This is a genomic window from Paenibacillus sp. Y859 (assembly GCF_056786405.1).
This window is the reverse complement of sequence record NZ_JBXCIZ010000002.1, coordinates 360,199-386,279: the sequence shown is the minus strand read 5'-3', so window position 1 is coordinate 386,279 and position 26,081 is coordinate 360,199. Positions and strand designations below refer to the sequence as shown.

The window sequence follows — 26,081 nt, the reverse complement described above, 5'->3', positions numbered from 1 at the left end:
TTACACCCCTTCTATACTTCCTCTAATCTGAGAAATCGCTAGTGCTCTATCCTTATGTCCAAAGACGGCGTTACCAGCTACCAATACATCTGCACCCGCTTGAACTACTAATGGTGCAGTCTCCACTGTAACGCCACCATCCACCTCGATATGAACATCCAGCAATGAAGCTTCATTTAGAGCTTGACGCACTTCACGAATTTTTTGAAGAGTCCGTGGAATGAATGACTGCCCTCCAAAACCAGGGTTCACTGTCATAACTAATACTAGATCAAGATCTGGTAATACTTCCTTCAAGACCGAAGCAGGAGTTCCTGGATTGATCGCAACCCCAGCTTGTACGCCCATTTCCTTAATCATATGTACAACCCGATGTAGATGTGTACATGCCTCCGCATGCACAGTAATGACCTTAGCACCAGCCTTAACGAATTCGGCCACATAGCGCTCTGGTTGCTCAATCATAAGATGCACATCAAGAGGAAGCGTTGTATAGTGCTGGATAGCATTAACAATAGGCGGACCAAGCGTAATATTAGGGACGAAATGACCGTCCATCACATCAACATGAATCCAGTCTGCCCCGCCTGCTTCTGCTTCGGCAATCTCCATTCCTAATTTAGCAAAATCAGCTGACAATATAGACGGTGCAATTTTGATCATTTCTATCAATACCTCCGCTTTTTATCTTTCATTTCTGCATAGAAGTGCACATAATTATCATAGCGAATCTGTGCAATTTCACCTTTATTTACAGCTTCAGTCACCTTGCAGCCTGGCTCATGCAGATGACTACAGCCCCGGAACTTACACTGATCTGCAAAAGGTTTAAACTCCCTAAAGCATGAAGATAAATCTCCCACTTCCATCTCCAAGAAATCCAACTGACTAAATCCAGGGGTATCTGCAACAAATGCTCCATTATCCAATTCAATCAATTCCACATGACGGGTCGTATGTTTACCTCGACCAAGCTTCATGCTAATCTCATTCGTCTCCAATGCAAGACCAGGCATTAAGGCGTTGAGAAGAGAAGATTTACCCACTCCTGATTGTCCAGAGAAGACAGATATATGTCCCGCAAGCCGTTCACGCAACTGCTCTTGTCCCATCCCTGAACGCGAACTCGTTAGGATGACCTCGTAACCAATTTGTTCATAGAGTTCCTGTACAAAATGAATGGGGTCTTTCTCATCCAACTTTTTATTCTCTAGCAAGTCCTGCTTCGTCAGGCAAATTATGGCATCCAGTCCCGAATGTTCAATATGCACAAGGAACTTATCTAATAGCGGTAGATTTAAGTCTGGTTCACGCAACGAGAATACCAGAACTGCAAACTGCACATTGGCTACTGGCGGGCGAATTAACTGAGAGTGTCGTTGCTTAACTTCGGTTACGGTACCCTCATCATGATCAGACAATGTATATACGACATGATCTCCTACTAAGGGGGAAATCCCCCTTTCTCGGAATACTCCACGCGCCCTACATTGGATCGCTCGCTGCCCTTCTGTCGTTACCGCTCTGCCGTTAACGATTGGCTTAACGTAATAATATCCACTCAGCGCTTTTACGATTACACCATCTGGCATACTAGAATGGCCTCACTTTCCACATAACTACGGATGATTGTTCGATCATTCACTATCAATCACTTCTCCAGAATCCACATTAGGATCTGGAACATTTCCTAGATCAGGTATAACTTCTGGATCAACTTCACTTGTAGGATGTACTGGATCAGTCTGGGGAACATATACCTCTGGTACTGAGCCATTCTTAGCATCGCCATAAGAGATTGTATACGTGTCGAAGAACACGCCATCCCGGTAGAGAATTACAACGGCATCTTTATTAGGTGCAAGAACTAAATCAACTGGGAACACTTGTGTAGATTTAACAGTCTTTGTACCCCAATCTTTTTTCTCTCCGTCATCATTCCGCGCATCAGAATATTCAATTCTAATCTTCGTATTCTTACCTTCCTCCACGGGTGCTACTGGCAAATTAAACGTATAATTCAACGCTTCAGGAGGATATCCGGTGCTAACAAATATTTTCACCTCTTCACCAACAAATACAGAGGCTCCAGCATCTTGAGGCCACTGTTTCGTAACCTTGCCTTCCTCAATCTTAAAGCTGGTTTCTTCCTCGACTTCCAATAGCTTCAAGCCTAATCTCTTAACTTCGCTTTCGGCTTTACTTCGCGTCATATTTACTAAATCTGGCATATCAAACGTTTCTTTGCCCTTGCTGACTGTTAATATAACTTCAACCGTTTCCGCATTGAATTTAGTATCGGCTTCAGGTTCTTGTCCAATGACCGTACCAGCAGGCTCATCACTATATGCAGAATCCTCTGATATGTTATCCTTGTTCACCTTCATAACGATCAATACATCGGAAGCCTCTTTAAAAGTCTTCTTCTTTAAATCAGGCATAACCTCAGGTGGCTTAGCTGTGCCCACGAACAGTCTAATAACAGATCCTGCCTTAACCACTGTACCTTCTTTCTTACTCTGGTCATATACTTCTCCTTCTTCATAACCCTCTTTATAAGTACGAACGATCGGATCCTCAATCTCAATCCCAAGTTCAGTCAAATCAGATATAGCAATGTCTTCTTGTAAGTTAATGACGTTGGGAATAGTTACTTCTGGAACGACCAGTTTATTATTCACATACCAGATAACGCCAGCCATACTTACTAATATGAACAAAGTCAAGGCGATCCATAGTGTAGGCTTCACCCACCTTTTATTGCGTTTATCCTCTATTGTGTTGTTGTTGTCGTCATCCTCATCAAACAGTTTATTTGCTCTGCTATACGATGCTTCTCTATTCATAGATTTAATCGCCGGCATAGCTCGTGTCTGATCCACATCAGCGTCTGCGAACTGAAGCTTAGGTTCATTCCGACGTTCAGATAACAGACAAGTATCAAGATCCTTAAGCATCTCTTTCGCAGAATGATAGCGCTCACTCGGATTTTTACGCATCGATTTCAGAATAATATTTTCCACACTTTGTGGTATAAGTGGATTTACACCTTTCGGATCATCAAATTCTTCTTGTAAATGTTTCAAAGCCACACTAATTGGACTTTCACCCAAGAAGGGCAAAGTTGCTGTCAACATTTGATATAATACAATGCCTAGAGAATATAAGTCCGACTTCTCTCCAGTCAGCACACCCTTAGCATGTTCAGGAGAGAAATAATGAACGGATCCAAGAACAGACCCTGTCTGGGTAATCGTTGTTGACGTTACCGCACGAGCAATTCCAAAGTCAGTTACTTTCACGCGGCCATTCCGACCAATAAGAATATTATGTGGCTTAATATCTCTGTGAATAATTTGATTCTGATGAGCATGATCAAGTGCATCACAGATTTGTGCAGCAATCCGAATGGACTCTTCCACTTGTAACGGAGCTCGTTCCTTAATAATTTCATTCAAATTAAATCCTTCAATATATTCCATAACGATATAATGAATTTCATCTTCCTGTCCCACATCGTATATACTTACCACATTCGGGTGTGACAGAGAAGCAGCAGATTGTGCCTCCCGACGGAAACGTCGAATAAACTCTTCATCATCCACAAACTGTTGGCGCAATACTTTAATGGCAACGTTGCGGCCCAATAGAATATCATGGGCTTTATATACGAGTGCCATGCCACCTCCGCCGATTCGCTCTATAATTTCATACCGACCGCCCAATTCGTGTCCGATCATGAATCCCACTCCTTTATGCTTGACACTACGACTTCATCTTGAAGTTCAAACAGGGCGATAGTAATATTATCATCGCCTCCTGCGAGAAGCGCTAGTTGCAATAGACGATCTGCACGTTCTTCTAGTGATACTTCCTGCATTCCTGCAATTTGTCCCAGTTCATTGCAATTCACCATATTACTAAGACCATCGCTACATAGAAGTAGTACTTCTTGCTGAGCAATTGTCACTTGATCGAATTCCGCAGTCACTTCGATATCTGTTCCCAATGCCTTAGTAAGAACATTCCGCCGTGGATGGGTTTCTAATTCAGACTGCGTGATCTGCCCATTTTTGTACAATTCATTAACGAGTGTATGATCTTCCGTCAGCTGTACAGCCTTACCCTCAGACACTTTATAGGCACGACTATCTCCTATATGTCCAATCCAACCTGATTGTCCATCTATCAACAATGCAACGATAGTAGTTCCCATATTGTGATACTGTTCATTATTGGCAGCTTCACGATAAATGACATCATTTGCATGAAGAATAGCATCGCTGAGAGCTGCTTGTAGACCTTCAGACGACATTCCTTTCTCAAGTGCAGATAAATCCGCTAATACCGTTTCTACAGCAAGCTCGCTTGCTTTCTCTCCAGCCTGATGCCCGCCCATTCCATCAGCAAGGACCCCAAGTGTATAACCAACATCTGTTCGACATACACTCACAGCATCTTCATTTACCGAGCGAACGTTTCCGATATGGCTAACATGAACGTACTTGATCACAATTATCTCACCTCAGCTCCATATGCTTGGCCCGTAGCTGTCCACAGGCGGCCGCGATATCGTGGCCCTGTTCACGGCGAATCGTTACATTCACTCCGTTATCTGCAAGAATCTTTTGAAATTGAAAAATATCACTACGTGATGTGCGTACATATTTACGCTCAGGCACATGGTTGACTGGAATTAGATTGACATGACACAGCATATCTTTAATGACATCCGCTAGTTCTTGAGCATGTTCAGGCTGATCATTAACGCCCCCTATTAAGGCATACTCGAATGAAATTCTGCGACCCGTCTTCGCTAAATAATACCTCAAAGACTCCATGACGTCAGCAAAAGGAAAACGGCGATTAACTGGCATTAGCTTAGAGCGCAGCTTATCGTTCGGTGCATGGATGGAAATCGCCAGATTAATCTGTGTGTTCTCATCAGCAAATTTGTAGATATTCGGAACAATTCCACTAGTGGATACCGTAATATGACGCTGACCAATATTCAAACCTTTCTCATGAATCATGATTCTTAAAAATTTCATCGAAGCATCATAGTTTTCAAAAGGTTCGCCTGTGCCCATAATAACGATACTGCTGACACGTTCATTTCTAGTATCCAATATTTTTTGAGCTTGGACAACCTGTGCAACAATTTCACCAGCTGTTAAATCCCGCTTCAATCCACCTAATGTAGATGCGCAGAAAGTACAGCCCACTCGACAACCTACTTGGGTCGTCACACAAACGCTATTCCCATAATTATGTTTCATAATAACAGTCTCAATGGCATGATCATCATGTAGTCCAAATAAGAATTTAACCGTTCCATCTTTCGATTCGAACTTTGTAATCTCACTCAAAGTTACAAATTGGAATTGATCCTCCAACTTTTGGCGTAACTCTTTAGATAAGTTACTCATTTCTTCAAAATTATTCACTCTTTTTACATATACCCAATCAAAAATTTGGCCACCACGAAAAGCTGGTTCGCCGTTCTCTTTAGCCCATTCTTGTAGTTCTTCTAGGCTGTAATCATATATAAATGGTTTCATTCTTTTCCCACCCGCTTGTTTTATTCATATGCATATCATTTCTCATTCTTCCTATTTTAACACAAATAAAAGGGACAATAAAAGAGAAAACCCGCTAAACCTTGTGGCTAGCGGGTTATGAGCAGTTAAATCACTAGAAATCAATCATAATATACTAGGAGATTCGTTTTATTCGAGCGATAAAAAATCCATCACTTTTGAAATCCTGTGGTAAAATTTGTAACCACCCATCACAAGATTTAGCATTTCGATGTCGTTCAGACCACGAAGATGGATGATCCGTTGCCAGTTCGAATTGGGAATGGTTATCCAAGAATCGTCTCACCATCTCTTCATTCTCTTGTGGTTCTATAGTACATGTACTATACACTAGAATGCCTCCCACTTGCAGCAGTGGAGATATCGTCTCCAGCAACTCATACTGCAAGCTTGCAATTTCTTCGATATCCGCTTGCGTCTTACTCCATTTCAGATCAGGTTTCCGACGTATAACACCTAGTCCTGAGCACGGAGCGTCTAGTAAAATACGATCAAAGGAAGCCGCTGGGTATTTCCCCTTTAATTCCAAGGCATCTCCCACAATCGTCTCAATCGAGGAAAGCCCCAAACGTTCCGCTTGTTCACGGATCAGCTTTTCTTTGTGAGGATGCAGATCGTTAGCTACAATCCGTCCGTCATCTCTCATTAACTCTGCCATATGGACAGTCTTACCACCTGGGGCAGCGCAACAATCTAGAACCTTCATTCCAGGCTTCGGTCCGACAGCTTCAGCGACTAGCATGGAGCTCTCATCCTGTACAGATAAGATCCCATCACGATACCAGTCTGTTAAAGCCATGTTCCCCCCACTCATGACGAGAATTCCTTCCGATGTTAAAGGGGACGGGATCGCTACGACACCTTGCTCCTCCATATCCTGAAGCAATTTCTCACGGCTAATCACCATTGTATTCACACGCACACTGATCGAAGGTGGTTCATTGTTCGCAGCGCAGATATCTTCTGCCGTCTGTTCCCCATACTGTTCTATCCAACGCTTAACCAACCATTTCGGATGCGAATGTTGTAATGATATCCTTTTAGCTGGGGCAAGCCCTTCTGGTAAGGTCAGCTCATCTTTAGTACGTAATATGCTGCGTAATACACCATTTACCATACCAGAGATCCCTTGATGCCCCCTGCTCTTGGCGATATTCACAGCTTCATTCACTACGGCATGAGGTGGAATTCGGTCTAAATACATGAACTGATACAGACTCATTCGCAACAGATTACGTACCCAAGGCTGAAGCTTATCCATCCCTTTCGTCACATAGCGACTCAAGAAATAGTCCAAAGTGTTCAGACGTGCTATCGTACCATATACCAATTCCGTTGCTAATGCAGCATCCTCTCGGATGAGCGAAGCCCTTTGTAGTCCCGCATTTAGCTGTAAGTTACTATATGCGCCTTCTTGTTCCACCTTCGTTAATACATCCATCGCCAATTCGCGCGCGGTTAGTTTATGGCCTTTAGATGGCTTGCGATCGTTACTCATGACAGCACCGTTCCTTTAACCATACTGGTTCCTCTGATGAAAGCTTCAACCTCCAGCACTTTCTTCCCACTTGGCTGAACTTTAGTCAGCCATATCGACCCGTCCCCTGTCTTGACTTCAATTCCACGTTCGCTAAGTTGGAGAACTGTACCCGCAACTACGGAATCATTAGGTGAGGAGTCAGAAGACGAAGATGCCGCCCATACTTTGAATACTTCACCATCCCAGATCGTAAAGGCTCCAGAGAAAGGAACCAACCCTCTAACCTGATTGTAAATATCTCGAGAACTACGATTCCAATCTATTTGCTCATCCTCACGCTTGAGATTAGGTGAATAGGATGCTTCAAGGTCATTCTGTGGTGTTCTATCTACTTCTCCAGCGAGAAGATTCGGTAACTGTGCTTGAAGCAATGATGCACCCACCACACTTAATTTCTCGAACATCGTTCCAGAAGTATCTTCTTCCTCAATAACGACCTCTATCTGCGCAATCATGTCCCCTGTGTCCAGACCTTCAGCCATATACATCAGTGTAACACCAGTGACTGCTTCTCCATTCATGATAGAACGTTGAATAGGCGCCCCACCCCGATACTTGGGTAACAACGAACCGTGGATATTCACACACCCACGGGAAGGTAGGTCCAGCACCGCTTTGGGAAGAATCTGCCCATAAGCTGCCGTCACGATTAGATCCGGTTGATAAGCCGCCAGTTGCTCCACAGCTTCTGTGTTACGCATACGTTCAGGCTGTAACACAGGTATTCCATATTCAAGAGCAACTTCCTTCACAGGTGTTGGCGTAAGCACTCGCTTGCGACCTTGCGGGCGATCAGGCTGTGTCACAACGGCAACAACCTTATGTCCTTCTTCAAGCAGCATGCGCAGACTAGGAACCGCAAAGGCAGGTGTCCCCATAAATATAATATTCATGAAGCTGTCATTCCTTTCCAAGCCGTTCTGAGGTGACTTCAAGCCGTTCTGCCGTAACTTCATATACATTTTCCGCAATGTCCGTGAAGATCACACCATTTAGATGATCAATTTCATGTAGGAATGCGCGTGCTAGAAGTCCGCTTCCCGTTATTGTGATTTCCTTGCCGTCCGGATCAAGTCCCTTAACTGTGACGGTCTCAGCACGTCGCACATCCCCATTTACCCCGGGAATACTTAGACATCCTTCAGGACCAAACTGCTCACCTTCTGAAGAGACTAACTCAGGATTAATCATTTGGATCAGTCCGGTCTCATCTCCAACATCAATCACAATTAATCGTTTCAAAATACCAACTTGGGGTGCAGCCAGACCTACGCCTTCTGCGTCATACATCGTATCGGCCATATCATTCAGCAATTTCTGCACGTTTGGCGTAATTTTCTTTACTTCTTTCGCTATTTGGTGAAGCACATCATCAGGTTCCAAAACAATAATACGTATAGACATGAATCTAACACCTTCCTCTTAAAAAATTCTTATATATTATAGTTACCTACATTAACATTTGGGGATCGATGTCTATACTGATCTGAAAATTCTTATCCTGAACTGAATCTTCAATCTGTTCTGCTGACTCTAAGACAAGCCCGATCGCGTCGATGTTCCCACGCCATTTTATCATACATTGGAATCGGTATCTATTTTTAATCCTAGGAATAGATGAAGCTACGGGCCCAAGAATATCTAGCACATCCGCCGTTAGCCGATCAAGACTACCCAACCAACCACGTTGTCTAGCCTTACCTTGTATCGTAATCGCCATATTCTCAGCCATCCTTAGCAAGAGCGGAAGCTGCTCATGGGACATCGTTACTAGAATTAACCGACAATACGGTGGATAATGAAGCCCTTTGCGGTGTCGGAATTCTTCTCTTACGAATGACGTATAATCATGACCACTCGCATGAATGATAGAATAATGCTCAGGGGTATAGGACTGGATGAATACCTCACCTGGTAGATGATGTCTCCCTGCACGTCCCGCTACCTGAGTTAATAGCTGAAACGTCTTCTCTGCGGCACGGAAATCCGGAAGATTAAGCGCAGAATCCGCAGTAATGACCCCAACTAATGTAACATCGGGGAAGTCCAAACCTTTAGCTACCATTTGAGTCCCTAGAAGCACGTCAGCTTTTCTATCGCCGAACTGTTTCAATAGCTTCTCATGTGAACCCTTCTCCGTTGTCGTATCTACATCCATTCGGATCACCCGAATTCCTGGAAATAGCTTCGCTAGTTCCTCCTCAACACGCTGTGTACCCGTACCAAAAAAGCGAATATGCTCGCTACCACACTCTGGGCACACTTGAGGTGCCGCTTCTGCATGACCACAGTAGTGGCAACGTAAATTATTCGATTTCTGATGAAATGTCAGCGAGATATCACATTCCGAACAACCGGCAACATACCCACAGCTACGACACATAACAAAGGTAGAATATCCCCGTCTATTAAGCAATAGTACGATCTGTTCTTTCTTTTCTAACCGTGTAATAATCGCTTCATGCAGCGCACGACTGAACATCGATCGATTGCCAACACGCAATTCCTCGCGCATATCTACAATTTGTACCTCAGGCAATCTATTTCCTAATGCACGTGTAGGCATCTCAAGTAACCACGGTGAGAAATCAGGGTTTGCTTTGGATTTAGCCGCATGGTATGTCTCCAGAGAGGGAGTAGCTGAACCTAGAATAACCGCTGCACCAAGCTGCTGCGCACGATGCACAGCGACGTTTCGAGCATGGTATTTCGGGCTTTCCTCTTGCTTATACGATGTTTCATGTTCTTCATCCACAATGATCAATCCTAAGTTTGTAAAAGGGGCAAACACGGCAGAGCGAGCACCTACTACGACCGACGCTTTACCTTCACGAATTTTGCGCCATTCATCGTACCGCTCTCCGCCAGATAAACGACTGTGCATTACAGCGACCAAATTACCAAAGCGACCTTTGAAGCGCTCAACCATTTGAGGAGTCAATGAAATCTCAGGCACGAGTACTATCGCCTGTCTTCCTTGTTCCAAACAACGCTGTATACTTTGTAAATAAATTTCCGTCTTTCCACTACCCGTCACCCCATGAAGCAGAAATACATCATGTTTACGGTCATCCAGCGTATGAATAATCCGATCATAAGCGAGCTTTTGTTCTTCCGTTAAGACAAGGGGTGCCGTTGGCTTGAAATGACGACCCTGGTAAGGATCTCGTAATACTTCGACATCCTCGACACTCACATAGCCTTTATCAACGAGACTCTTCACAGTTCCTGATGTGACCTGTAGCGCTGAAATAATTGTTTTCATAGGGAGTGGAAGCAGATCTTTTGAGTCCAATATGAATTGAAGTACTTCCTTTTGGCGTATTGCCTTCGCTGGAAATTGATCAATAATATGTTGAGCTTCATCACTACTCACTATTAAATGGACAGCTTTGAGCGTTTTCTTCTGCAATTTATCTTTAATATACTGATTTTCCTGTAAAATGCCACTTCTTAGTAAAGATTTCAACAGGATAGCATGATCTGGAAAAGCATTGCTGAGTTGTTGCATCGTCACTTCGACCTTCCGCTCAACGAAACGAATAATATCCTCTTCATCTTGATCTACTAAAGATCCTTGTGTGAAGATCGTATCACTAGACTCGCCCAGAGAAATATACCGTTCAGCCTTTCCTTTTAAAGCGGTGGGAACCATAACCTGTAATGCCGTAATAAAGCGACAAGCATATTGCTGACTCATCCACTCTGCCAACGCCACCAACTCTTCGGAAAGAGGAGGGATTATATCTAACACTTCTTTTATAGGTTTCATTTTAAACGATTCTGTCTGCAACTGCGGTTGTATCGATACTACAAATCCTTGAACGGTACGATGCCCAAAAGGTACTCCCACCCGGCTTCCAACTTCTATCCAAGCCCGCATCGATTCCGGAATTAGATAATCAAACGGACGGTCCGTGTTCTTAACGGGTACATCGACGATAACCTTCGCTATTTCCATCAAGATTGAACTCCACCTATACGTGCTGCTGTAATGGTAAGTAAGCGGTGGGCCACTTCCTCTTTGGATAGCATCGGTAATTGTTCAACAAGTCCGAAAGCATCATAGATTTGCACAATATTCGTGTCCGACCGAAATCCTGCACCTTCTGATGTCACATCATTAGCCACCATCAAATCGCAGTTTTTACGAGCAAGCTTCTCACGTGTATATGTTTCCACATTATTCGTCTCTGCTGCAAATCCGATTAGAAATTGTGATTTCTTCTGTAACCCAAGTTGCTCCAAAATATCTACCGTTTTCACTAATTCAAGGCTCATCGTATCCCCAGACTTCTTCATCTTGCGATCAGCCACGACTAGAGGTCGGTAATCTGCCACTGCCGCCGCTTTAATCACGACATCACTGTCTTCCCATAGTTCCAATACAGCATCATACATATCTTGTGCGGATTGAACCCGTACCACATCAATATCTGTTGGAGGCGCAACATCAATATGTCCTGCTACAAGAACCACGTCTGCACCCATATCATGGGCCGCCTTAGCAATAGCAACACCCATTTTACCTGACGAATCATTCGTAATGTAACGGACAGGATCAATCCTTTCAACCGTCCCACCTGCGGTAACTATAATCTTCCTTCCTTCTAGAAGCCGAGGTGTATTTGGTGTAGTTTCAGAAAAGAACTGTTCAACGATTTCAACGATACTCTCAGGCTCTTCCATACGTCCTTTGCCAACATAACCGCAAGCTAATAGGCCTTCACCCGGTTCGATAAAGGATACCCCACGCGAGCTAAGGATTCTCATATTCTCAATGACAGCCGGGTGTTCATACATATGCACATTCATAGCTGGTGCTACCATGATCGGCGCTGTCGTTGCTAACAACGTTGTGGACAGCATATCATCGGCAAGTCCATGTGCCATTTTGGCAATCATATTAGCCGTCGCTGGTGCAACGATCACTAGATCAGCTAGATCGGCTAAATGAATATGCGAAACGACCGAAGGTTCTCGCTCGTCGAAAGTATCACTGTACACAGGATTTTTAGATAGAGACTGTAATGTTAGTTCCGTTATGAATTGCTGTGCCGAAGTTGTCATGATGACATGTACATCCGCACCCTTCTGTACAAGTTTACTAACTAGCGTTGCTGATTTGTATGCGGCAATTCCACCCGTAACACCGAGCACTATTGTCTTACCGTTCAGCATGTATACCCCACCTTTCATCTGGAACAGATAACATATAAAAAAACAACAACCTTACGGTTGTTGGGTGATGTGACTTCTTGTGTTGCTATACAACAACTCGTAAATCTAGACTATTCATCAATATTATTTGTTGTTTTCTTCCTCAGTACCAGGTGTAATAACGATCAGATCAGCGTATATTTCTTCAAGCGCAACGCCAACATGTTTATGCGACTTTGCATCTTTAAGTATCGTTTTTCCACCTTCACGCAATTGTCTTGCACGACGCGAAGATGCTACAACTAACGAATACTTACTGTCGACTTTGTTCATCATTTCATCAATGGAAGGATATAACATGGTAGGACACCTCTTCTTTTATATTGAAGTTCTATGGTAGCAGGACTTTTAGTTACCACTGCTTCTAACCTTACAATGTTCGGCAATCATAATAGATTCTATTCGTTTACACGCTTCATCAATCTGATCATTAACTACCGCATAGTGATAATGCTCTACTAGATCGATTTCATCAAGCGCAACTGCAAGCCTGTTATCAATCGTAGCCTGGTTCTCCGTACCGCGACCCTTAATGCGATCTTCTAGCACATCTAGCGATGGTGGAAGCAAGAAAATAAAGATACCTTCTGGAAACTTCTCTTTCACTTTGAGTGCACCTTGCACCTCAATTTCCAGAATAATATCTTTGCCGCTCCGAAGCGTCTTCTCCACGAAATCACGAGGTGTTCCATAGTAATTACCAACGTACTCAGCATATTCAAGCAACTGCTCATTCTCTATCATAGACTCGAACTGCTCACGAGTCTTGAAGAAATAGTTCACTTCGTCCACTTCACCTAAGCGCGGAAGACGTGTAGTGGCAGATACCGAATATACTAAATTGTCCATTTTACCTCGAAGTGCATTACATACCGTTCCCTTACCTACTCCCGAAGGACCAGATAAAACAATTAATAATCCTCTAGACATTCTATTCTCCATCTTATTCGTCATTATCATCATCTTTACTGGATAGACGATGAGCTACAGTCTCCGGTTGTACCGCTGACAATATAACATGATCACTGTCTGTAATAATAACAGCTCGCGTCCGGCGCCCGTAGGTCGCATCGATCAGCATATGCCGGTCTCTTGCTTCCTGAATGATACGTTTAATAGGTGCAGATTCCGGGCTAACAATCGAAATAATACGATTGGCAGACACAATATTTCCGAAGCCGATATTAATGAGTTTGATTGCCATTGCCATATCTCAGTTCTTCCCCCTATACATTTGACACAATGCTGTCCGTAAATGCACACTCACTTACTCAATATTTGCTACTTGCTCTCGAATTTTCTCTATTTCCGCTTTCATTTCAACAACACGGGTTACTAGAGACAAATGATTTGCTTTCGATCCGATCGTATTCACTTCCCTGTTCATTTCCTGAATAAGAAAGTCTAACTTCCGGCCGATCGCTTCATCCGCAAGAAGCAATTCCTTACATTGCATGAAATGGCTCCCCAGTCGAATTAGTTCTTCATCAATATTAGAACGATCCGCGTAGAGAGCGATCTCCATCCCGAACTTAGACTCATCCAAAGTAAATGAATTATCCTGTAATTCAGATAACCTTTGTCTGAGCTTGACCCGATGTTCCTCCACCACATGTGGTGCTAAGGTAATCATCTCATCATGTATAACCTGTAATCGCCCTAATCGTTGTTCAACATCCTGCACTAAATGTAGCCCTTCTTTAGAACGCATCAGCAGAAGGCTTTCTAAAGCCTTCTGAAGTCCTTGCTGAAGAACTTCACCCCACTGCTCCATATCCACGTCAGCAACAGCAGGAAGTTGTTCGGAAGACAGTAGAACATCTGGAAGAGCGAGTACGTCCTTCACTGTCAATGTGCCTTCCAGACCGTATTCGACGTTTAGTACATCAACAGCTTGCAAATACGCCTTAACGGCGGAATGATTCAATGTAGCAAAAGCCGCATTTTCCAATTCCGCCTCTTTATTAATGTAAATATCAATCCTTCCGCGCTTCACGTACTGCTGTACCGTTCTTCTCAGAATATCCTCGAAACACGTCCATTCTCGTGGCAATCTGAGTACAACTTCACAATAACGATGATTGACGGATTTGATCTCAATTTCAACCTTATATCCTGCATATTGTAGGCTAGATTGACCGTATCCGGTCATACTGAATGACATCGGCACCACATCCATTTACCTATTGTAATTGATAATTATGATCGAAACAAGGGGGACAACTCCCGACCCGACCTCTTCCATACATACTCTGTCAATTGAACACTCATCTCATAAAACAAAAAAGGAGTAATAATATAGATACCATTAAAATATTCCATCGCTACATCAATCAATTCTGTCGCAATCCTAACACCCATAGCTCTTCCTTCTTCCCCTTCTAGACCAGACATCCGTGTAAGCACTTCTTCGGATAACTGTATACCGGGAACCTCATTGTGTAGGTATTGAGCATTTCTACCACTTGCGAGTGGCATGATGCCTAGAAAAATGGGTATATCCAAATGAGCTGTCGCTTCTTTTATAGCAACAATTAACTTCGGATCATAGACAGGCTGGGTCATAATATAGTCTGCACCCGCAGCAATCTTCTTCTCTAATCGCTGTACAGCCTTATCAAGATGTTTCACATTGGGATTAAAAGCCGCCCCTACCATAAATTTAGCTTTCTGCTTTAGTGGTTTTCCAGAGAACGCTATTCCATCATTAAGTTGTTTAATCATACGTATAATTTCGAAAGAAGTTAGATCGTATACAGAACTCGACCCTGGCAAATCTCCGAACTTCGCAGGATCTCCCGTTACCGCGAGGACATGATCAATGCCAAGTGCATCAAAACCCATCAGATGAGATTGAGTACCAATCAAATTGCGATCCCGACAAGCAATATGAATTAATGGAAGCATTCCAACTTTATCTTGAACGAGATGCCCTAATGCCATGTTACTCATTCGAGTCACCGCAAGCGAGTTATCCGCTAATGTCAATGCATCGCATCCGGATTTCTTCAGCGCCTCAGCACCGAGCATAAATTTTTTAATATCTAAATCACGCGGAGGATCAAGCTCAACAATAACCGTATGCCGTTGCTTGACAAGATCAACAAGCGTCGGCTCATTATCTCCAGTGCCCTTCTCTGAATGCTCATGCATGATTGCTGGTGTATCAGCTTCAAATATAACATTTCGATCAATAGGTCTCGGAACGTAACCGTTAAGAGCCTCTGATATCGCTTTAATATGTTCAGGAGTTGTTCCACAACATCCCCCAATAATTCGGGCTCCCATATCCGCAAACTGCAAGGACATTTCCCCGAAATACTTCGGTGTTGCTGTATAACGAATCTCCCCATCCACGAAGTCCGCTACGCCTGCATTCGGGAAGACGGAGACAGGCACTGCTAATTGACCGCTAAGGCTCTCAACCGCCTTCATAATTCCATTGGGACCGGTGCGGCAATTAAAACCAATGATATCAGCGCCTTCTTGCTGTAATATTTGGAAAGCTTCTCGCATCGTATAGCCATCCAATGTCCGCGCTACATCTTCAACAGCAAACTGGCAAATAACAGGTACATCACTAAGCTTACGCACCCTAGACAGCGCAATAAGCAACTCTTCGACATCATAGAATGTTTCGAGCAATATGCCGTCTACGCCTTCATCGAGAAGGATAGAAATTTGCTGTTCAAAATGTTTCTTCAGTTCTTTCGTAGAGACATTCGTTCGTTTCCCTCCACGAATAGAGCCCACAGCACCTACTACATATCCATCAGGACCCGCTGCAGATCGAGCAATTTGAACTCCCGCACGATTAATCTCTTCCACTTTGGATTCTAGCCCATACTTGGACAATTTATCGTAATTAGCAGAAAACGTATTTGACTCTAACACTTGCGCCCCTGCAGCTACATAACGGCGATGAACATCCGCAACAACCTCAGGTGAAGTCAGATTTAGTTCTTCATAAGAAATTCCCACAGGAAAACCCAATTGGTATAAGAAAGTACCCATTGCACCGTCACCGACTAGCACATTATTCTCCAATACTTCCCTCAAATCCGGTTTCATCATTGCCCTCCACCTTCAACAGCAGTTTCGTATAAATGTATCATATATCACTAGTAAAGATAAGTATTGTATATGAAAATATAATAGAAATAGTTACTTTCATATGTTTTCAACAAAAAGCCTATGGTCCAAGTATCTTTCGATACCCGGACCATAGGCTTCCATTGTCACGCTGAAATCTTTGTGCTTTTCGCTACAATTCGTTGTGAACCGTTGCGTTTAAGTCTTCTTCCACCCCACACGCTACCCGCTCCCATTAGAAACGTAGGAATCCCCGCTGCTACGAGTGTAAGCGCCCATTCACGCATTCCGAGCGGCACGGTTTTGAATATTGGCTGAAGAGGTTCGATGTAGAACACACCTAGCATCAATAGTACGGAAGAAAGAACCGCGACAATCAAATATTTATTCTGAAATGGGTTACGGTGAAATACAGATCGTGAGCTACGGCAGTCGAACACATGGAATAACTGGGCCATAACTAATGTCGCAAACGCAACGGACTGTGCTTTCAGTAACTGTCCGGGTTGATCTGGAGCAACCCGTAACGTGAGCCAGAATGCAACTAAGGTACACATACCTATCAGAAAACCACGACTAATAATTTTCCACCCAAGACGACGGGCAAATATATTTTCTTTGGCACCACGTGGCTTGTGCTCCATCAGATCTTTCTCGGGTTGATCTACCCCTAGCGCCATTGCGGGTAACCCATCGGTTACAAGATTGACCCATAGTATCTGAATCGGCAGAAGCGGTAGCGGAAGTGCCAGCATCATTGCAAAGAGCATCGTTAGGATTTCTCCTACATTTGAAGCGAGTAAATAACGGATAAATTTACGAATATTCTCATAGATGTTACGCCCTTCTTCGATCGCAGCGACAATGGTTGAGAAATTGTCGTCGCTGAGAATTAATGAAGATGCTTCCTTGGTTACATCCGTTCCTGTAATACCCATCGCTATACCAATGTCCGCAGCCTTTATGGCAGGGGCATCATTCACTCCATCACCCGTCATAGCCACCACATGCCCTTTACGTTGCAGTGATTTGACGATGCGGAGTTTATGTTCTGGAGATACGCGGGCATATACATAAATATGATCAACCTTAGCATCAAGCTGATCATCGCTAAGCTTTGTCAATTCCTGCCCACTGAGAGAATGACCACCTCGTGGAAGAATACCAAGTTGATGAGCTATAGCTTCAGCAGTCGTGCCGTGATCCCCTGTAATCATCACCGTCTTAATACCTGCGCGGCGACATGTCGCTATCGCATCTCGAACTTCACGTCGCGGTGGATCAATCATTCCTGCAAGCCCTACAAAGATCAGTTGCGATTCCGCTTCCCCTTCACTTTCCACTCTGTCCTGCGATCGTAACTCCCGATAGGCTGTACCAAGAACTCGCAACGCCCCCGAAGCCATTTCTTCATTCGCAGTTAACACCTGCTGCCGTATCATACCTGTAAGTGGAACAATCTTCCCGCCCCACACTATATACGAACATTGGTTTAGTAGTACATCTGGTGCTCCCTTCGTATACAGGAGCCTTCCTCCTTGGTGAGTTACAATAACGGACATGAGCTTGCGTTCTGAATCGAAAGGAAACTCTCGCTCTCGTGAATACAGACTACCTAACGAGTGCGCTGACATCCCCATCTTGGATGAAAGAGCTGCCAGTGCCCCTTCGGTCGGGTCGCCTTTCAAATCCCAAGAGGAAACTCCTGTCTCCCCTTTCAACTTTTTCTTACCTTGTATCTCATCCATCGAAGTTTCTACAATCTCAGAGTTATTACACAATGCTCCGATCTGAAGTAAGCGACGCAATCCTTGATCGTTCTTAAGGTCAACGGGACGTTTCTTCTCTAATATTTGACCTATCGGTGCATACCCATCTCCAGTAACCTCCAGTTGTCGTCCTCCAACCCATACGGAAGTGACAGTCATCTTATTCTGAGTCAACGTTCCTGTCTTATCTGAACAGATTACGGATGCACACCCAAGCGTTTCCACAGAGGGAAGTTTACGAACAATCGCTTTACGCTTGATCATCCGTTGCACCCCAAGAGCCAAGGCAACAGTAACAATAGCTGGCAGTCCTTCTGGTATAGCCGCAACAGCTAAACTAACTCCAGCCATCAGCATGCCCATGACAGGCTGTCCGTGCAAAATACCTGCAACAACAACCATAATGGTGAGTGCTAATGATAGTATGATCAGTATTTTTCCAAGTTGTTCTAATCTGTGCTGCAATGGTGTTTCCTGTGACTCCGTACTTTGAATCAGATCGGCAATCTTACCCATTTCCGTGTCCATACCTATGCGTATAACGATACCCTTCGCCGTACCTCTAGTCATCATCGTTCCCATAAAACCAATATTCTTCTGATCTCCCAGCGGCACGTCATCTTCGCGAATCATTTGACAATGTTTCGTTACAGGCAAAGATTCACCCGTCAGAGCAGATTCCTCAACACTACAAATATTAGTCTCAATCCAACGAACATCGGCCGGAATGCGATCTCCACTTTCCATTAGAACAACATCCCCTGGGACAAGTAGCCTTGTTGAGATAACATCCAACTTACCTCCGCGCAGTACCTTTGCGCTTGGGGCTGACAATTTCTTCAGTGCCCGTAATGAACGCTCTGCTCGAAACTCCTGAATAAACCCAAGTATTCCATTCAAAAGAATAATAGCTATAATCGTAATCGCGTCTAGATATTCGCCCAATAACCCTGATAATAGCGTTGCTGCCATTAATACAACAACCATGAAATCTTTGAACTGGTTCAAAAAAAGAATAATGGGAGAAACTCGCTTCCCTTCGCTCAATTCATTCAAACCACTCTTTGTCCTAATTTGCGCTACTTCTTCTTCGGTAAGGCCTTGCTGCGGTTGAACACCTATGACATGTTGTAGCTCTTCCACATCCATCTGATGCCACTTTTTCAATTCCATGCTACCCGTTCCCTCCCGATCTATCTGCATTTTTAGCGACACGACAGCTTTTCCACCTCGTATAACGTAATGATATTCGGACAGGTGTTAAATTATCACAGACACTCGCTTAAGTTTTTGCCTAAACTATGGCATCATAGAGAGTAGAATCATATTCAAACATAGTAGATGGGAGATATAGATCATGGCATTAGACGGTATCGTAACAAGGGCCATTGTACAGGAACTACAAATATACAAAGGTGCCCGTATTAGCAAAATATATCAACCTAACACTCACGATATCCTTTTTAATATGCGCTCTAGAGAAGGGAACTCTAAGTTATTACTATCAGCCAATCCAACTTTTCCACGTGTCCAGTTAACGGAGAAGAGCTTTCTTAACCCTCAGGAAGCACCGATGTTCTGTATGCTCATGCGTAAACATTGTGAGAGCGGTACGATAGAGGATATACAACAAGTGGGTATGGAGCGGATCATTCACATTTCCATTCGGCAACGTGATGAACTCGGTGATGTATCTTTGAAAAAGATTATTATTGAATTGATGGGTCGGCACAGCAACATCATTCTGATGGATGCTTCAACTGGTATCATTCTAGATGGAATCCATCATGTCACCCCTGCAATCAGTAGCTTCCGCATTGTCATGCCAGGTGCCATGTACACAGAACCTCCTGAGCAACATAAACGAAATCCCCTTGATGTGGATCAAGCTGCATTCATCGAATCCTATATGGCGACTGAGCAAGAACCGATCTCTTGGATTGTCGATTCTTTCAGTGGTCTAAGCCCATTAGTAGCACAAGAGATTGTATTTCGCGCTAACCAAGAACGAGATCCCGATATAGAAGAAGATCGAATTAGCGCCTCACCTCTATGGAGTGCCTTCTCACATGTAATGGAACTCGTTGCGAAGCACGAATATCAACCGGCGATCGGAATCAATGCCAAAGGCAAGACCGTTTTCTCTGCGATATCACTCACGATGCTTCACAGTGAAACGACTCACTATCATTCTATAAGCGAGTGTTTAGAAGAGTTCTATGGGGATAAGGCGGAACGGGATACCGTTAAACAGAAAGTAAGTGACCTACTTCGTTTCCTACACAATGAACGTGCCAAGAATCTGAAGAAGCTCGATCATCTCCATGAGGATATACTCGAGGCCGGTGATGCAGATCAGTACCGTATCTGGGGTGAGTTAATCTTCGCTTCCCTTCATATGATCCATAAAGGTGACAAAACCGTTGAATTAACCAATTTCTATGATGAAGAACAAGCGATGATCACCGTTCCACTCGATCCACTGATAAGCCCAACCGAAAACGCACAACGATATTTCAAGAAATATAACAAATACAAAAACAGTCTAGTCGTCATAGATCAACAACTGATCAAAACTCGTGAGGAAATTCGCTATATGGATGATCTATTACAACAACTCTCCTACGCGTCTATGAACGATATTGAAGAAATTCGCGAGGAATTAATTCAACAACAATACTTACGAGATCGAAGTAAAAAGTCCCGTAAGAAAAAAGTCAAGAAAAAGACTGCCCGTCCAACACTTCATGTATTCACATCATCAGAGGGAATAGACATTTATGTCGGCAAAAATAATTTGCAGAATGAATATGTCACCAACCGTTTAGCTAGCCCTAATGACACTTGGCTGCATACGAAGGATATCCCTGGGTCCCATGTGATCATCCGCAGTGAAACATTCGGAGAAGCTACGCTAGAGGATGCCGCACAGCTTGCAGCTTATTTCAGTCAAGCCAAGGAATCAAGTAGCGTTCCTGTCGATACCACGTTAATTCGTCATGTACGTAAACCTAGCGGATCGAAACCTGGATTTGTCATCTATGACCATCAGAAGACGTTATTCGTCACTCCTGATGAACGACAGATCAAAGCCATGCCCTACATCATTAAAAATTAAGCCTTTAACCAACAAGAAAGGCGCCTTTCGGCGCCCATTGTTGGGGGAGTTTATGTACCTTCGATAATCAATATTAGTTACAAATCTGTCCTCTAAATCCACCACTATTCATGTTTCCCCCACTTTAGTTGCTCTAACACATCTACGGAAACCGTGACACTTCCGATATCACCATGGAACACAACCCCTTGCCTTGCCCCATGGAAATCTGATCCTCCAGTTACAATCAGATCGTATTCTAATGCCATCGCTAGATAACGAGATTGTTCCTCTTCCCTATGATCAGAATGGTAGACTTCAATCCCCGCTAGATCAGCTCTTGTTATAATATCTCGAACAAGAGTATCATCCCCGTATAGGCCTGGATGAGCTAGTACTGGTGAACCTCCCGCTTCCCTAATCCACGAACACGCATCCTCTGGAGAAATTCGCGGTTCGGATACGAAAGCCTGTGCTCCTTCAGCTAAATAACGATCGAACGCATCTCGCATATCAGAAGCATATCCTTTATGAACCAATACATCTGCTATATGGGGCCGTCCAAGGCTCTCATCAGGTAATAACGGACGGCCTAGTCCAACGATCACTTCATCCAACGTGATGTTGACGCCTAACCCTTGCAATTTATCAATGATTCGACCATTCCTTAACTGCCGAGTTTCGCGTAGCTTCTCAAGCCTTTGTAGAAACAGTTCATCTTTATAATCTACGTAATATCCAAGTATATGAATATCTTTGCCCCCTGATCGGGTACTGATTTCAACACCTGGCACAACGACTATTCGATATTTCTCACCCGCAGCTAATGCTTCTTCAATGCCAGCTACGGTATCATGATCTGTAATGCTTATGGCAGATAGCCCCTTATCTTTAGCGAGCACAACATTGACCGAAGGTGCTTGCATTCCATCGGAAGCTTGCGTATGAGTATGAAGATCACACTTTCCTTCCCCTTTGCCCATCTATACTTCCCCCTCTAATTTTAGATTAGCACTTCAGAATTCATTCTTCACTCTTGCTCTTGTTGCTGAGCTTACTTTTGTTGCTTTAGAAAAGTGAGAAAAGTAACCGCTGAAATAGGGAGTAACGTGGATTTTAAATGTATAGCATAGAACTGCCTTTTAAACTCCACATCACGGATATCAATCATCTTCACAAGCCCCAGTGCTATTTCATGCTTAACTGACGAAGGAGACAACATCGTGATTCCAAGTCCTGCCTCAACCGCTGACTTCACAGCTCCTGTGCTTCCTAGCTCCATGATCACCTGAAGTTGATCCAGATTAATTCCTTTATTAAGAAATTGATGTTCCATAACTTGTCGTGTTCCCGATCCCTGTTCACGCAACACAAATGGGTATTCAAGTACATCTTCCAGATTCACCACATCTTGCTCAGCCAACGGATGGTCCGCAGGTACGATCAGCTTTAGCTCATCCTGCATAACTACATCGATAACCATGTCGGGGTGCTGAATGGGAGCTTCAATGAGTCCGAAATTAAGTTGGTGCTTACATATTTCATCTATAATCTGTGTCGTATTCATCACTTTCATGACGATATTAATCTGAGGATATTGTTGTCCGAATGGACCTAGCAACCTTGGCAATACATATTCACCAATCGTTAGGCTAGCTCCAAGTTGTAACCTCCCTTGTAACATATGTGTGAAGGTGGACATCGCAACATCCGCTTCTCTCATAATATCAATACTTCGCTGAGCATAAGGAAAAAGAGTCATTCCAGCTTCCGTTAATTCAATTTTTTTGGTCGAACGATTTAGTAACTTCGTCCCAAAATAATCCTCAAGTGCTTGAACCTGCATCGTTACAGCCGGTTGAGTCATATGTAGCATCTGAGCTGCTGAAGAGAAGCTCCCACGTTCAGCAACGGTATGGAATATATGGAGTTGGTGAAAATTCATAGTTGCCCTCCCCTTTCTTCGTGATCAAAAGATGACTTTTTGAACTTCCCCTAATAGTATTAAAAAAACGGTCCATAAGGACCGTATCGTTGTCATATTGAGCTAGTACAAGCTGTCTTGGTGCGCGATTCTAGTGACCATAGTAGCTTGTTTTATCCGGGATATCACTGCTATATTCAGTCTGAATTTCATTACGATAGGATCGCTCAATCTTACGAACATAAGAAAGTCTACGAATATTTTTGGTCGTTTCTTCTGCACGATCACCATTTACATACATCACTACATAATGCATTTTTTTGGAGATATAATGAACCGTACCGTACTTATCCAGGTTCCGAGCTGCTTTAATATCATTCACCCAAATAATATAACCTGTTCGTTCCGCAAACATCTGCTTGCCACCTCTCTTTTAACAACTTCTCAAGCAGAAACGGCTATGCCGTCCTTTTAAAGGACGGTATCCGTCTCTGCCGAAATATAAGAAATAGAGTATCAAGTGAAACTTATACTTTCTTATATTTTAAATTAACCACAAGAACAATTACCCCCGCTACCGCATCCCTTAGGCTGTGGATCATTACTAGGCACTTTAATACTATCTGACACCGAGAACGCAATCGTCTCAGACATCTGGTGTAACATATCATCCAATCTCTTCTCAGCCCATTTGAAATTACGAACTTCCTCATAAGATTCCAGTTCCAATTCCACGTTATGCACAGCATCTTGAGCAGAATGATAGTCAGGATGGAAATGCCCGAAACGCTCTGTTTCATAAAACAATTCTTTCTTTGCAGCTAATTTCTTAACCAAGGCTTGGATCCCCTCATGGGCATCTACTTGCCGCTTCCAATATAGATAATCTGACACATCGACAGACTGATTGATCAAATCGCCTAATTCATAGGCGTACGTCAACACTTCTGCCATGTCAAACGTTTGTAATTCTGATACGCTCATGAACTTCATCCTCTATTCTTATTGAAGATTTGCTACTATTTATCATGTAGACTATTTTATCATAACATATCCATCACAGCTTATGAAGAGGTTTTCATGTCGTGAAATAGGTTCATATTAGGTAAATTTAGGAACTATCAATCTTATTTCCTGCCAATCACTACAAGTTAATTCAATCATTTCATACTGTTGTATTGTAGGGTTGAATATTTCCCCTGAAATTATATCACAGTTATTGGAACACTTTAAAGGGATGAAATCCACCTGATGCCCTTGAAAAGATAACTTCACCTTAGTGTTCCACGAAATAGCTTGTTCTATCATTTGTTTAACCGTAGACAAGTGATAGCTTCTGAATTCCTTTCTCCATCTGAGGGGAATTTGCTCAAGATTAGGAAATAATGATTGCGGTATTGGAAGCTCATCGTCCACATCATATGGATACCGATCAAGATCTCCTACAATTGAATTGTACCCTCCAACACCATCTAACTCTTGATCATCATCTACTAATATATTCTCAAGACAACTATGACTTGAAGTTTGAGATACATTGTCATTGTCCTCATCTCGCTTCATCTCTGCATCCCATTTCTGCAGTGTCAATAACACATGAGCAGGCACTTCCGATTCACCATTAGTAGATAAGCAAGAAATAATATCCCATACCTCAATCCCCCTTTGTATCGCTCGAGTAACGCTCTCCTCCGTTAGTTTATATATAGATGTACGATCACTTATAAGAAGACTTGTGAACATCGATAATTTAAAGCGTAATAGATTGGGTACATCCGGTAATATTATGATCTCAAATTCAGGTTGTACATAAAATGAGTTTGTTGAGACAGATTCCAATTCCGATGCCCGACAGATCATAGTGTCATAGAACAACGCATTCAGAACTTGATCGCTTGAGATCATCCAGCGGAAACAGCTCCGATGATCTGCAATCATTCCCACATCCATCCATCCCAAACTAGCAAGAACTGATACCCAACCTGTTGTACGCTCGATCATCTGATCTGTTCGTGAACGATCAAGTAGTTGTTGCTCAACCAGCTCATCGACAAGAAGTTCAATTTCAACCCACTGACCTGACAACAAAGTAGGTTGAGAAATCAAACAGTACAGATGCTGCATATCAGAGTCATAAGAGCAATATCGCTCACTTACTATTTTTACAAGAACGCTCGTCATTTGTTCCGTACTCATCTTTAACCAGGTCGACAAAGCTTGCTCTTGGACAACGATGTTCCTACTATTCCTATGTATAAGTTTTAAACAATCAAGCAAATCTAACAGAAACGCAATATGTAATGGGACAACCTCAGCATCTCGTAATTGTAATGATAGCTGACTTAAGTCCTCTGCCCGCAGATGTACTCTTTCCTCCATCTTTTGAATACTTTTCTTATGTATAACCCCTTTTGTACTAAGTAAAAGTCTACCCTGTGCAATAAACACAAGCATTTGGAACAGATCAAACACCAATCCAGGTTTGGCTTCCTTTACAATTCGGAATTCTTCTTTCACTTCCTGCGGATCATACCCACACAATTCATTGTGAAGTCGTGGCAATTGTTCAATCGGGATATAGTACAACCGCTCTCCCCATGATTTCATAACAGCCCGTATCCTGCCTTTGTTTCTTAATGAGATAAGCGATAGCAGGTGCTCTGCCCCGCTCATTCCGAGCATTCTTAGTTTCATGAATTGGGTATCATTGAATAATTGCCCTGCGAAACTGACATAGATGACTCTCAACAACTCTCGTTCACCTGAATGCAATCCGCCTAAAATAGACTGATCTTCGCCGTTGAATTCATCAACTATTTTCATTAGAGCATCTGCCCCT

Annotated in this window: 22 protein-coding genes; 1 reads left to right on the top strand and 21 read right to left on the bottom strand. The window is 43.2% G+C overall.

The features are described 5' to 3' along the window. From rpe to AC1TO8_RS06530, 16 genes are all read right to left on the bottom strand, one after another. Positions 1 to 663 (bottom strand): ribulose-phosphate 3-epimerase, encoded by a 663-nt coding sequence (gene rpe / locus AC1TO8_RS06605; RefSeq protein ID WP_482054798.1) that lies wholly within the window; start codon positions 661 to 663, stop codon positions 1 to 3. 5 nt (positions 664 to 668) lie between these two features. Beyond that, the gene (gene rsgA / locus AC1TO8_RS06600; RefSeq protein WP_482054797.1) at positions 669 to 1,592 is read right to left on the bottom strand and encodes a ribosome small subunit-dependent GTPase A; all 924 of its coding nucleotides are present in this window, start codon (positions 1,590 to 1,592) and stop codon (positions 669 to 671) included. 45 nt (positions 1,593 to 1,637) lie between these two features. Further along, positions 1,638 to 3,740 carry a Stk1 family PASTA domain-containing Ser/Thr kinase gene (gene pknB, locus AC1TO8_RS06595; RefSeq protein WP_482054796.1) on the bottom strand — a complete coding sequence of 701 codons (2,103 nt, stop codon included), beginning with the start codon at positions 3,738 to 3,740 and terminating at the stop codon, positions 1,638 to 1,640. After that, on the bottom strand, positions 3,737 to 4,513 hold the full coding sequence (locus AC1TO8_RS06590) for a Stp1/IreP family PP2C-type Ser/Thr phosphatase (RefSeq protein ID WP_482054795.1): 777 nt from the start codon (positions 4,511 to 4,513) through the stop codon (positions 3,737 to 3,739). The genes pknB and AC1TO8_RS06590 overlap by 4 nt, the downstream gene beginning before the upstream one ends. A 7-nt stretch (positions 4,514 to 4,520) precedes the next feature. Continuing rightward, positions 4,521 to 5,561 carry a dual-specificity RNA methyltransferase RlmN gene (gene rlmN / locus AC1TO8_RS06585; RefSeq protein ID WP_482054794.1) on the bottom strand — a complete coding sequence of 347 codons (1,041 nt, stop codon included), beginning with the start codon at positions 5,559 to 5,561 and terminating at the stop codon, positions 4,521 to 4,523. Positions 5,562 to 5,715: 154 nt separating this feature from the next. Continuing rightward, positions 5,716 to 7,098 carry a 16S rRNA (cytosine(967)-C(5))-methyltransferase RsmB gene (gene rsmB / locus AC1TO8_RS06580; RefSeq protein ID WP_482054793.1) on the bottom strand — a complete coding sequence of 461 codons (1,383 nt, stop codon included), beginning with the start codon at positions 7,096 to 7,098 and terminating at the stop codon, positions 5,716 to 5,718. After that, on the bottom strand, positions 7,095 to 8,033 hold the full coding sequence (gene fmt, locus AC1TO8_RS06575) for a methionyl-tRNA formyltransferase (RefSeq protein ID WP_482054792.1): 939 nt from the start codon (positions 8,031 to 8,033) through the stop codon (positions 7,095 to 7,097). The genes rsmB and fmt overlap by 4 nt, the downstream gene beginning before the upstream one ends. Positions 8,034 to 8,040: 7 nt before the next feature. Further along, positions 8,041 to 8,544 carry a peptide deformylase gene (gene def / locus AC1TO8_RS06570; RefSeq protein WP_482054791.1) on the bottom strand — a complete coding sequence of 168 codons (504 nt, stop codon included), beginning with the start codon at positions 8,542 to 8,544 and terminating at the stop codon, positions 8,041 to 8,043. Between the two features lie 46 nt (positions 8,545 to 8,590). Then, positions 8,591 to 11,101, bottom strand: coding sequence for a primosomal protein N' (priA, locus tag AC1TO8_RS06565; RefSeq protein WP_482055241.1), 2,511 nt, complete (start codon positions 11,099 to 11,101; stop codon positions 8,591 to 8,593). Next, the gene (gene coaBC / locus AC1TO8_RS06560) at positions 11,101 to 12,321 is read right to left on the bottom strand and encodes a bifunctional phosphopantothenoylcysteine decarboxylase/phosphopantothenate--cysteine ligase CoaBC (RefSeq protein WP_482054790.1); all 1,221 of its coding nucleotides are present in this window, start codon (positions 12,319 to 12,321) and stop codon (positions 11,101 to 11,103) included. Before coaBC ends, priA begins: the two co-directional genes overlap by 1 nt. Positions 12,322 to 12,444: 123 nt before the next feature. Further along, the gene (gene rpoZ / locus AC1TO8_RS06555; RefSeq protein WP_482054789.1) at positions 12,445 to 12,660 is read right to left on the bottom strand and encodes a DNA-directed RNA polymerase subunit omega; all 216 of its coding nucleotides are present in this window, start codon (positions 12,658 to 12,660) and stop codon (positions 12,445 to 12,447) included. Positions 12,661 to 12,708: 48 nt separating this feature from the next. Beyond that, on the bottom strand, positions 12,709 to 13,290 hold the full coding sequence (gmk, locus tag AC1TO8_RS06550; protein ID WP_482054788.1) for a guanylate kinase: 582 nt from the start codon (positions 13,288 to 13,290) through the stop codon (positions 12,709 to 12,711). Positions 13,291 to 13,303: 13 nt separating this feature from the next. Next, positions 13,304 to 13,564: an extracellular matrix/biofilm regulator RemA gene (gene remA / locus AC1TO8_RS06545; RefSeq protein ID WP_006209218.1), complete on the bottom strand. Its 261-nt coding sequence runs from the start codon at positions 13,562 to 13,564 to the stop codon at positions 13,304 to 13,306. A 63-nt stretch (positions 13,565 to 13,627) separates the two neighbouring features. Continuing rightward, positions 13,628 to 14,524: a YicC/YloC family endoribonuclease gene (locus AC1TO8_RS06540; protein WP_482054787.1), complete on the bottom strand. Its 897-nt coding sequence runs from the start codon at positions 14,522 to 14,524 to the stop codon at positions 13,628 to 13,630. A gap of 35 nt (positions 14,525 to 14,559) precedes the next feature. Further along, on the bottom strand, positions 14,560 to 16,431 hold the full coding sequence (locus AC1TO8_RS06535; RefSeq protein WP_482055240.1) for a bifunctional homocysteine S-methyltransferase/methylenetetrahydrofolate reductase: 1,872 nt from the start codon (positions 16,429 to 16,431) through the stop codon (positions 14,560 to 14,562). A gap of 167 nt (positions 16,432 to 16,598) precedes the next feature. Then, entirely contained in the window at positions 16,599 to 19,394 is a 2,796-nt protein-coding gene (locus AC1TO8_RS06530; protein WP_482055239.1) for a calcium-translocating P-type ATPase, SERCA-type, read from the bottom strand. A 184-nt stretch (positions 19,395 to 19,578) separates the two neighbouring features. On the opposite strand from AC1TO8_RS06530, the gene AC1TO8_RS06525 reads away from it, so the two are divergent. Then, positions 19,579 to 21,339, top strand: a complete 1,761-nt coding sequence (locus AC1TO8_RS06525; RefSeq protein WP_482054786.1) for an Rqc2 family fibronectin-binding protein — start codon at positions 19,579 to 19,581, stop codon at positions 21,337 to 21,339. Positions 21,340 to 21,443: 104 nt separating this feature from the next. Here AC1TO8_RS06525 and AC1TO8_RS06520 read toward each other — a convergent pair whose 3' ends face one another. The 5 genes from AC1TO8_RS06520 to AC1TO8_RS06500 form a co-directional block, all read right to left on the bottom strand. Beyond that, positions 21,444 to 22,301, bottom strand: a complete 858-nt coding sequence (locus tag AC1TO8_RS06520; protein ID WP_482054785.1) for a PHP domain-containing protein — start codon at positions 22,299 to 22,301, stop codon at positions 21,444 to 21,446. A 71-nt stretch (positions 22,302 to 22,372) separates the two neighbouring features. Next, positions 22,373 to 23,263 carry a selenium metabolism-associated LysR family transcriptional regulator gene (locus AC1TO8_RS06515; protein ID WP_482054784.1) on the bottom strand — a complete coding sequence of 297 codons (891 nt, stop codon included), beginning with the start codon at positions 23,261 to 23,263 and terminating at the stop codon, positions 22,373 to 22,375. A 130-nt stretch (positions 23,264 to 23,393) separates the two neighbouring features. After that, positions 23,394 to 23,657: a YlbG family protein gene (locus AC1TO8_RS06510; RefSeq protein ID WP_482054783.1), complete on the bottom strand. Its 264-nt coding sequence runs from the start codon at positions 23,655 to 23,657 to the stop codon at positions 23,394 to 23,396. 134 nt (positions 23,658 to 23,791) lie between these two features. Beyond that, a complete protein-coding gene (locus tag AC1TO8_RS06505; protein WP_482054782.1) occupies positions 23,792 to 24,226 on the bottom strand; it encodes a YlbF/YmcA family competence regulator in 435 nt (144 codons plus the stop codon). A gap of 117 nt (positions 24,227 to 24,343) precedes the next feature. Then, positions 24,344 to 26,065 (bottom strand): hypothetical protein, encoded by a 1,722-nt coding sequence (locus AC1TO8_RS06500; RefSeq protein ID WP_482054781.1) that lies wholly within the window; start codon positions 26,063 to 26,065, stop codon positions 24,344 to 24,346. Between the last annotated feature and the right edge of the window lie 16 nt (positions 26,066 to 26,081).

Bases quoted from the DNA above. Each gene is read 5' to 3' on its own strand.
- AC1TO8_RS06535 (WP_482055240.1), bottom strand. From the start codon at position 16,431: ATGAAACCGGATTTGAGGGAAGTATTGGAGAATAATGTGCTAGTCGGT.
- AC1TO8_RS06505 (WP_482054782.1), bottom strand. From the start codon at position 24,226: ATGAGCGTATCAGAATTACAAACGTTTGACATGGCAGAAGTGTTGACG.
- AC1TO8_RS06515 (WP_482054784.1), bottom strand. From the start codon at position 23,263: ATGAATTTTCACCAACTCCATATATTCCATACCGTTGCTGAACGTGGG.
- rpoZ (WP_482054789.1), bottom strand. From the start codon at position 12,660: ATGTTATATCCTTCCATTGATGAAATGATGAACAAAGTCGACAGTAAG.
- remA (WP_006209218.1), bottom strand. From the start codon at position 13,564: ATGGCAATCAAACTCATTAATATCGGCTTCGGAAATATTGTGTCTGCC.
- rlmN (WP_482054794.1), bottom strand. From the start codon at position 5,561: ATGAAACCATTTATATATGATTACAGCCTAGAAGAACTACAAGAATGG.
- rsmB (WP_482054793.1), bottom strand. From the start codon at position 7,098: ATGAGTAACGATCGCAAGCCATCTAAAGGCCATAAACTAACCGCGCGC.
- AC1TO8_RS06520 (WP_482054785.1), bottom strand. From the start codon at position 22,301: ATGGGCAAAGGGGAAGGAAAGTGTGATCTTCATACTCATACGCAAGCT.
- fmt (WP_482054792.1), bottom strand. From the start codon at position 8,033: ATGAATATTATATTTATGGGGACACCTGCCTTTGCGGTTCCTAGTCTG.
- rpe (WP_482054798.1), bottom strand. From the start codon at position 663: ATGATCAAAATTGCACCGTCTATATTGTCAGCTGATTTTGCTAAATTA.
- AC1TO8_RS06540 (WP_482054787.1), bottom strand. From the start codon at position 14,524: ATGTCATTCAGTATGACCGGATACGGTCAATCTAGCCTACAATATGCA.
- AC1TO8_RS06525 (WP_482054786.1), top strand. From the start codon at position 19,579: ATGGCATTAGACGGTATCGTAACAAGGGCCATTGTACAGGAACTACAA.
- coaBC (WP_482054790.1), bottom strand. From the start codon at position 12,321: ATGCTGAACGGTAAGACAATAGTGCTCGGTGTTACGGGTGGAATTGCC.
- AC1TO8_RS06530 (WP_482055239.1), bottom strand. From the start codon at position 19,394: ATGGAATTGAAAAAGTGGCATCAGATGGATGTGGAAGAGCTACAACAT.
- AC1TO8_RS06510 (WP_482054783.1), bottom strand. From the start codon at position 23,657: ATGTTTGCGGAACGAACAGGTTATATTATTTGGGTGAATGATATTAAA.
- rsgA (WP_482054797.1), bottom strand. From the start codon at position 1,592: ATGCCAGATGGTGTAATCGTAAAAGCGCTGAGTGGATATTATTACGTT.
- AC1TO8_RS06500 (WP_482054781.1), bottom strand. From the start codon at position 26,065: ATGAAAATAGTTGATGAATTCAACGGCGAAGATCAGTCTATTTTAGGC.
- priA (WP_482055241.1), bottom strand. From the start codon at position 11,101: ATGGAAATAGCGAAGGTTATCGTCGATGTACCCGTTAAGAACACGGAC.
- gmk (WP_482054788.1), bottom strand. From the start codon at position 13,290: ATGTCTAGAGGATTATTAATTGTTTTATCTGGTCCTTCGGGAGTAGGT.
- def (WP_482054791.1), bottom strand. From the start codon at position 8,544: ATGTCTATACGTATTATTGTTTTGGAACCTGATGATGTGCTTCACCAA.
- pknB (WP_482054796.1), bottom strand. From the start codon at position 3,740: ATGATCGGACACGAATTGGGCGGTCGGTATGAAATTATAGAGCGAATC.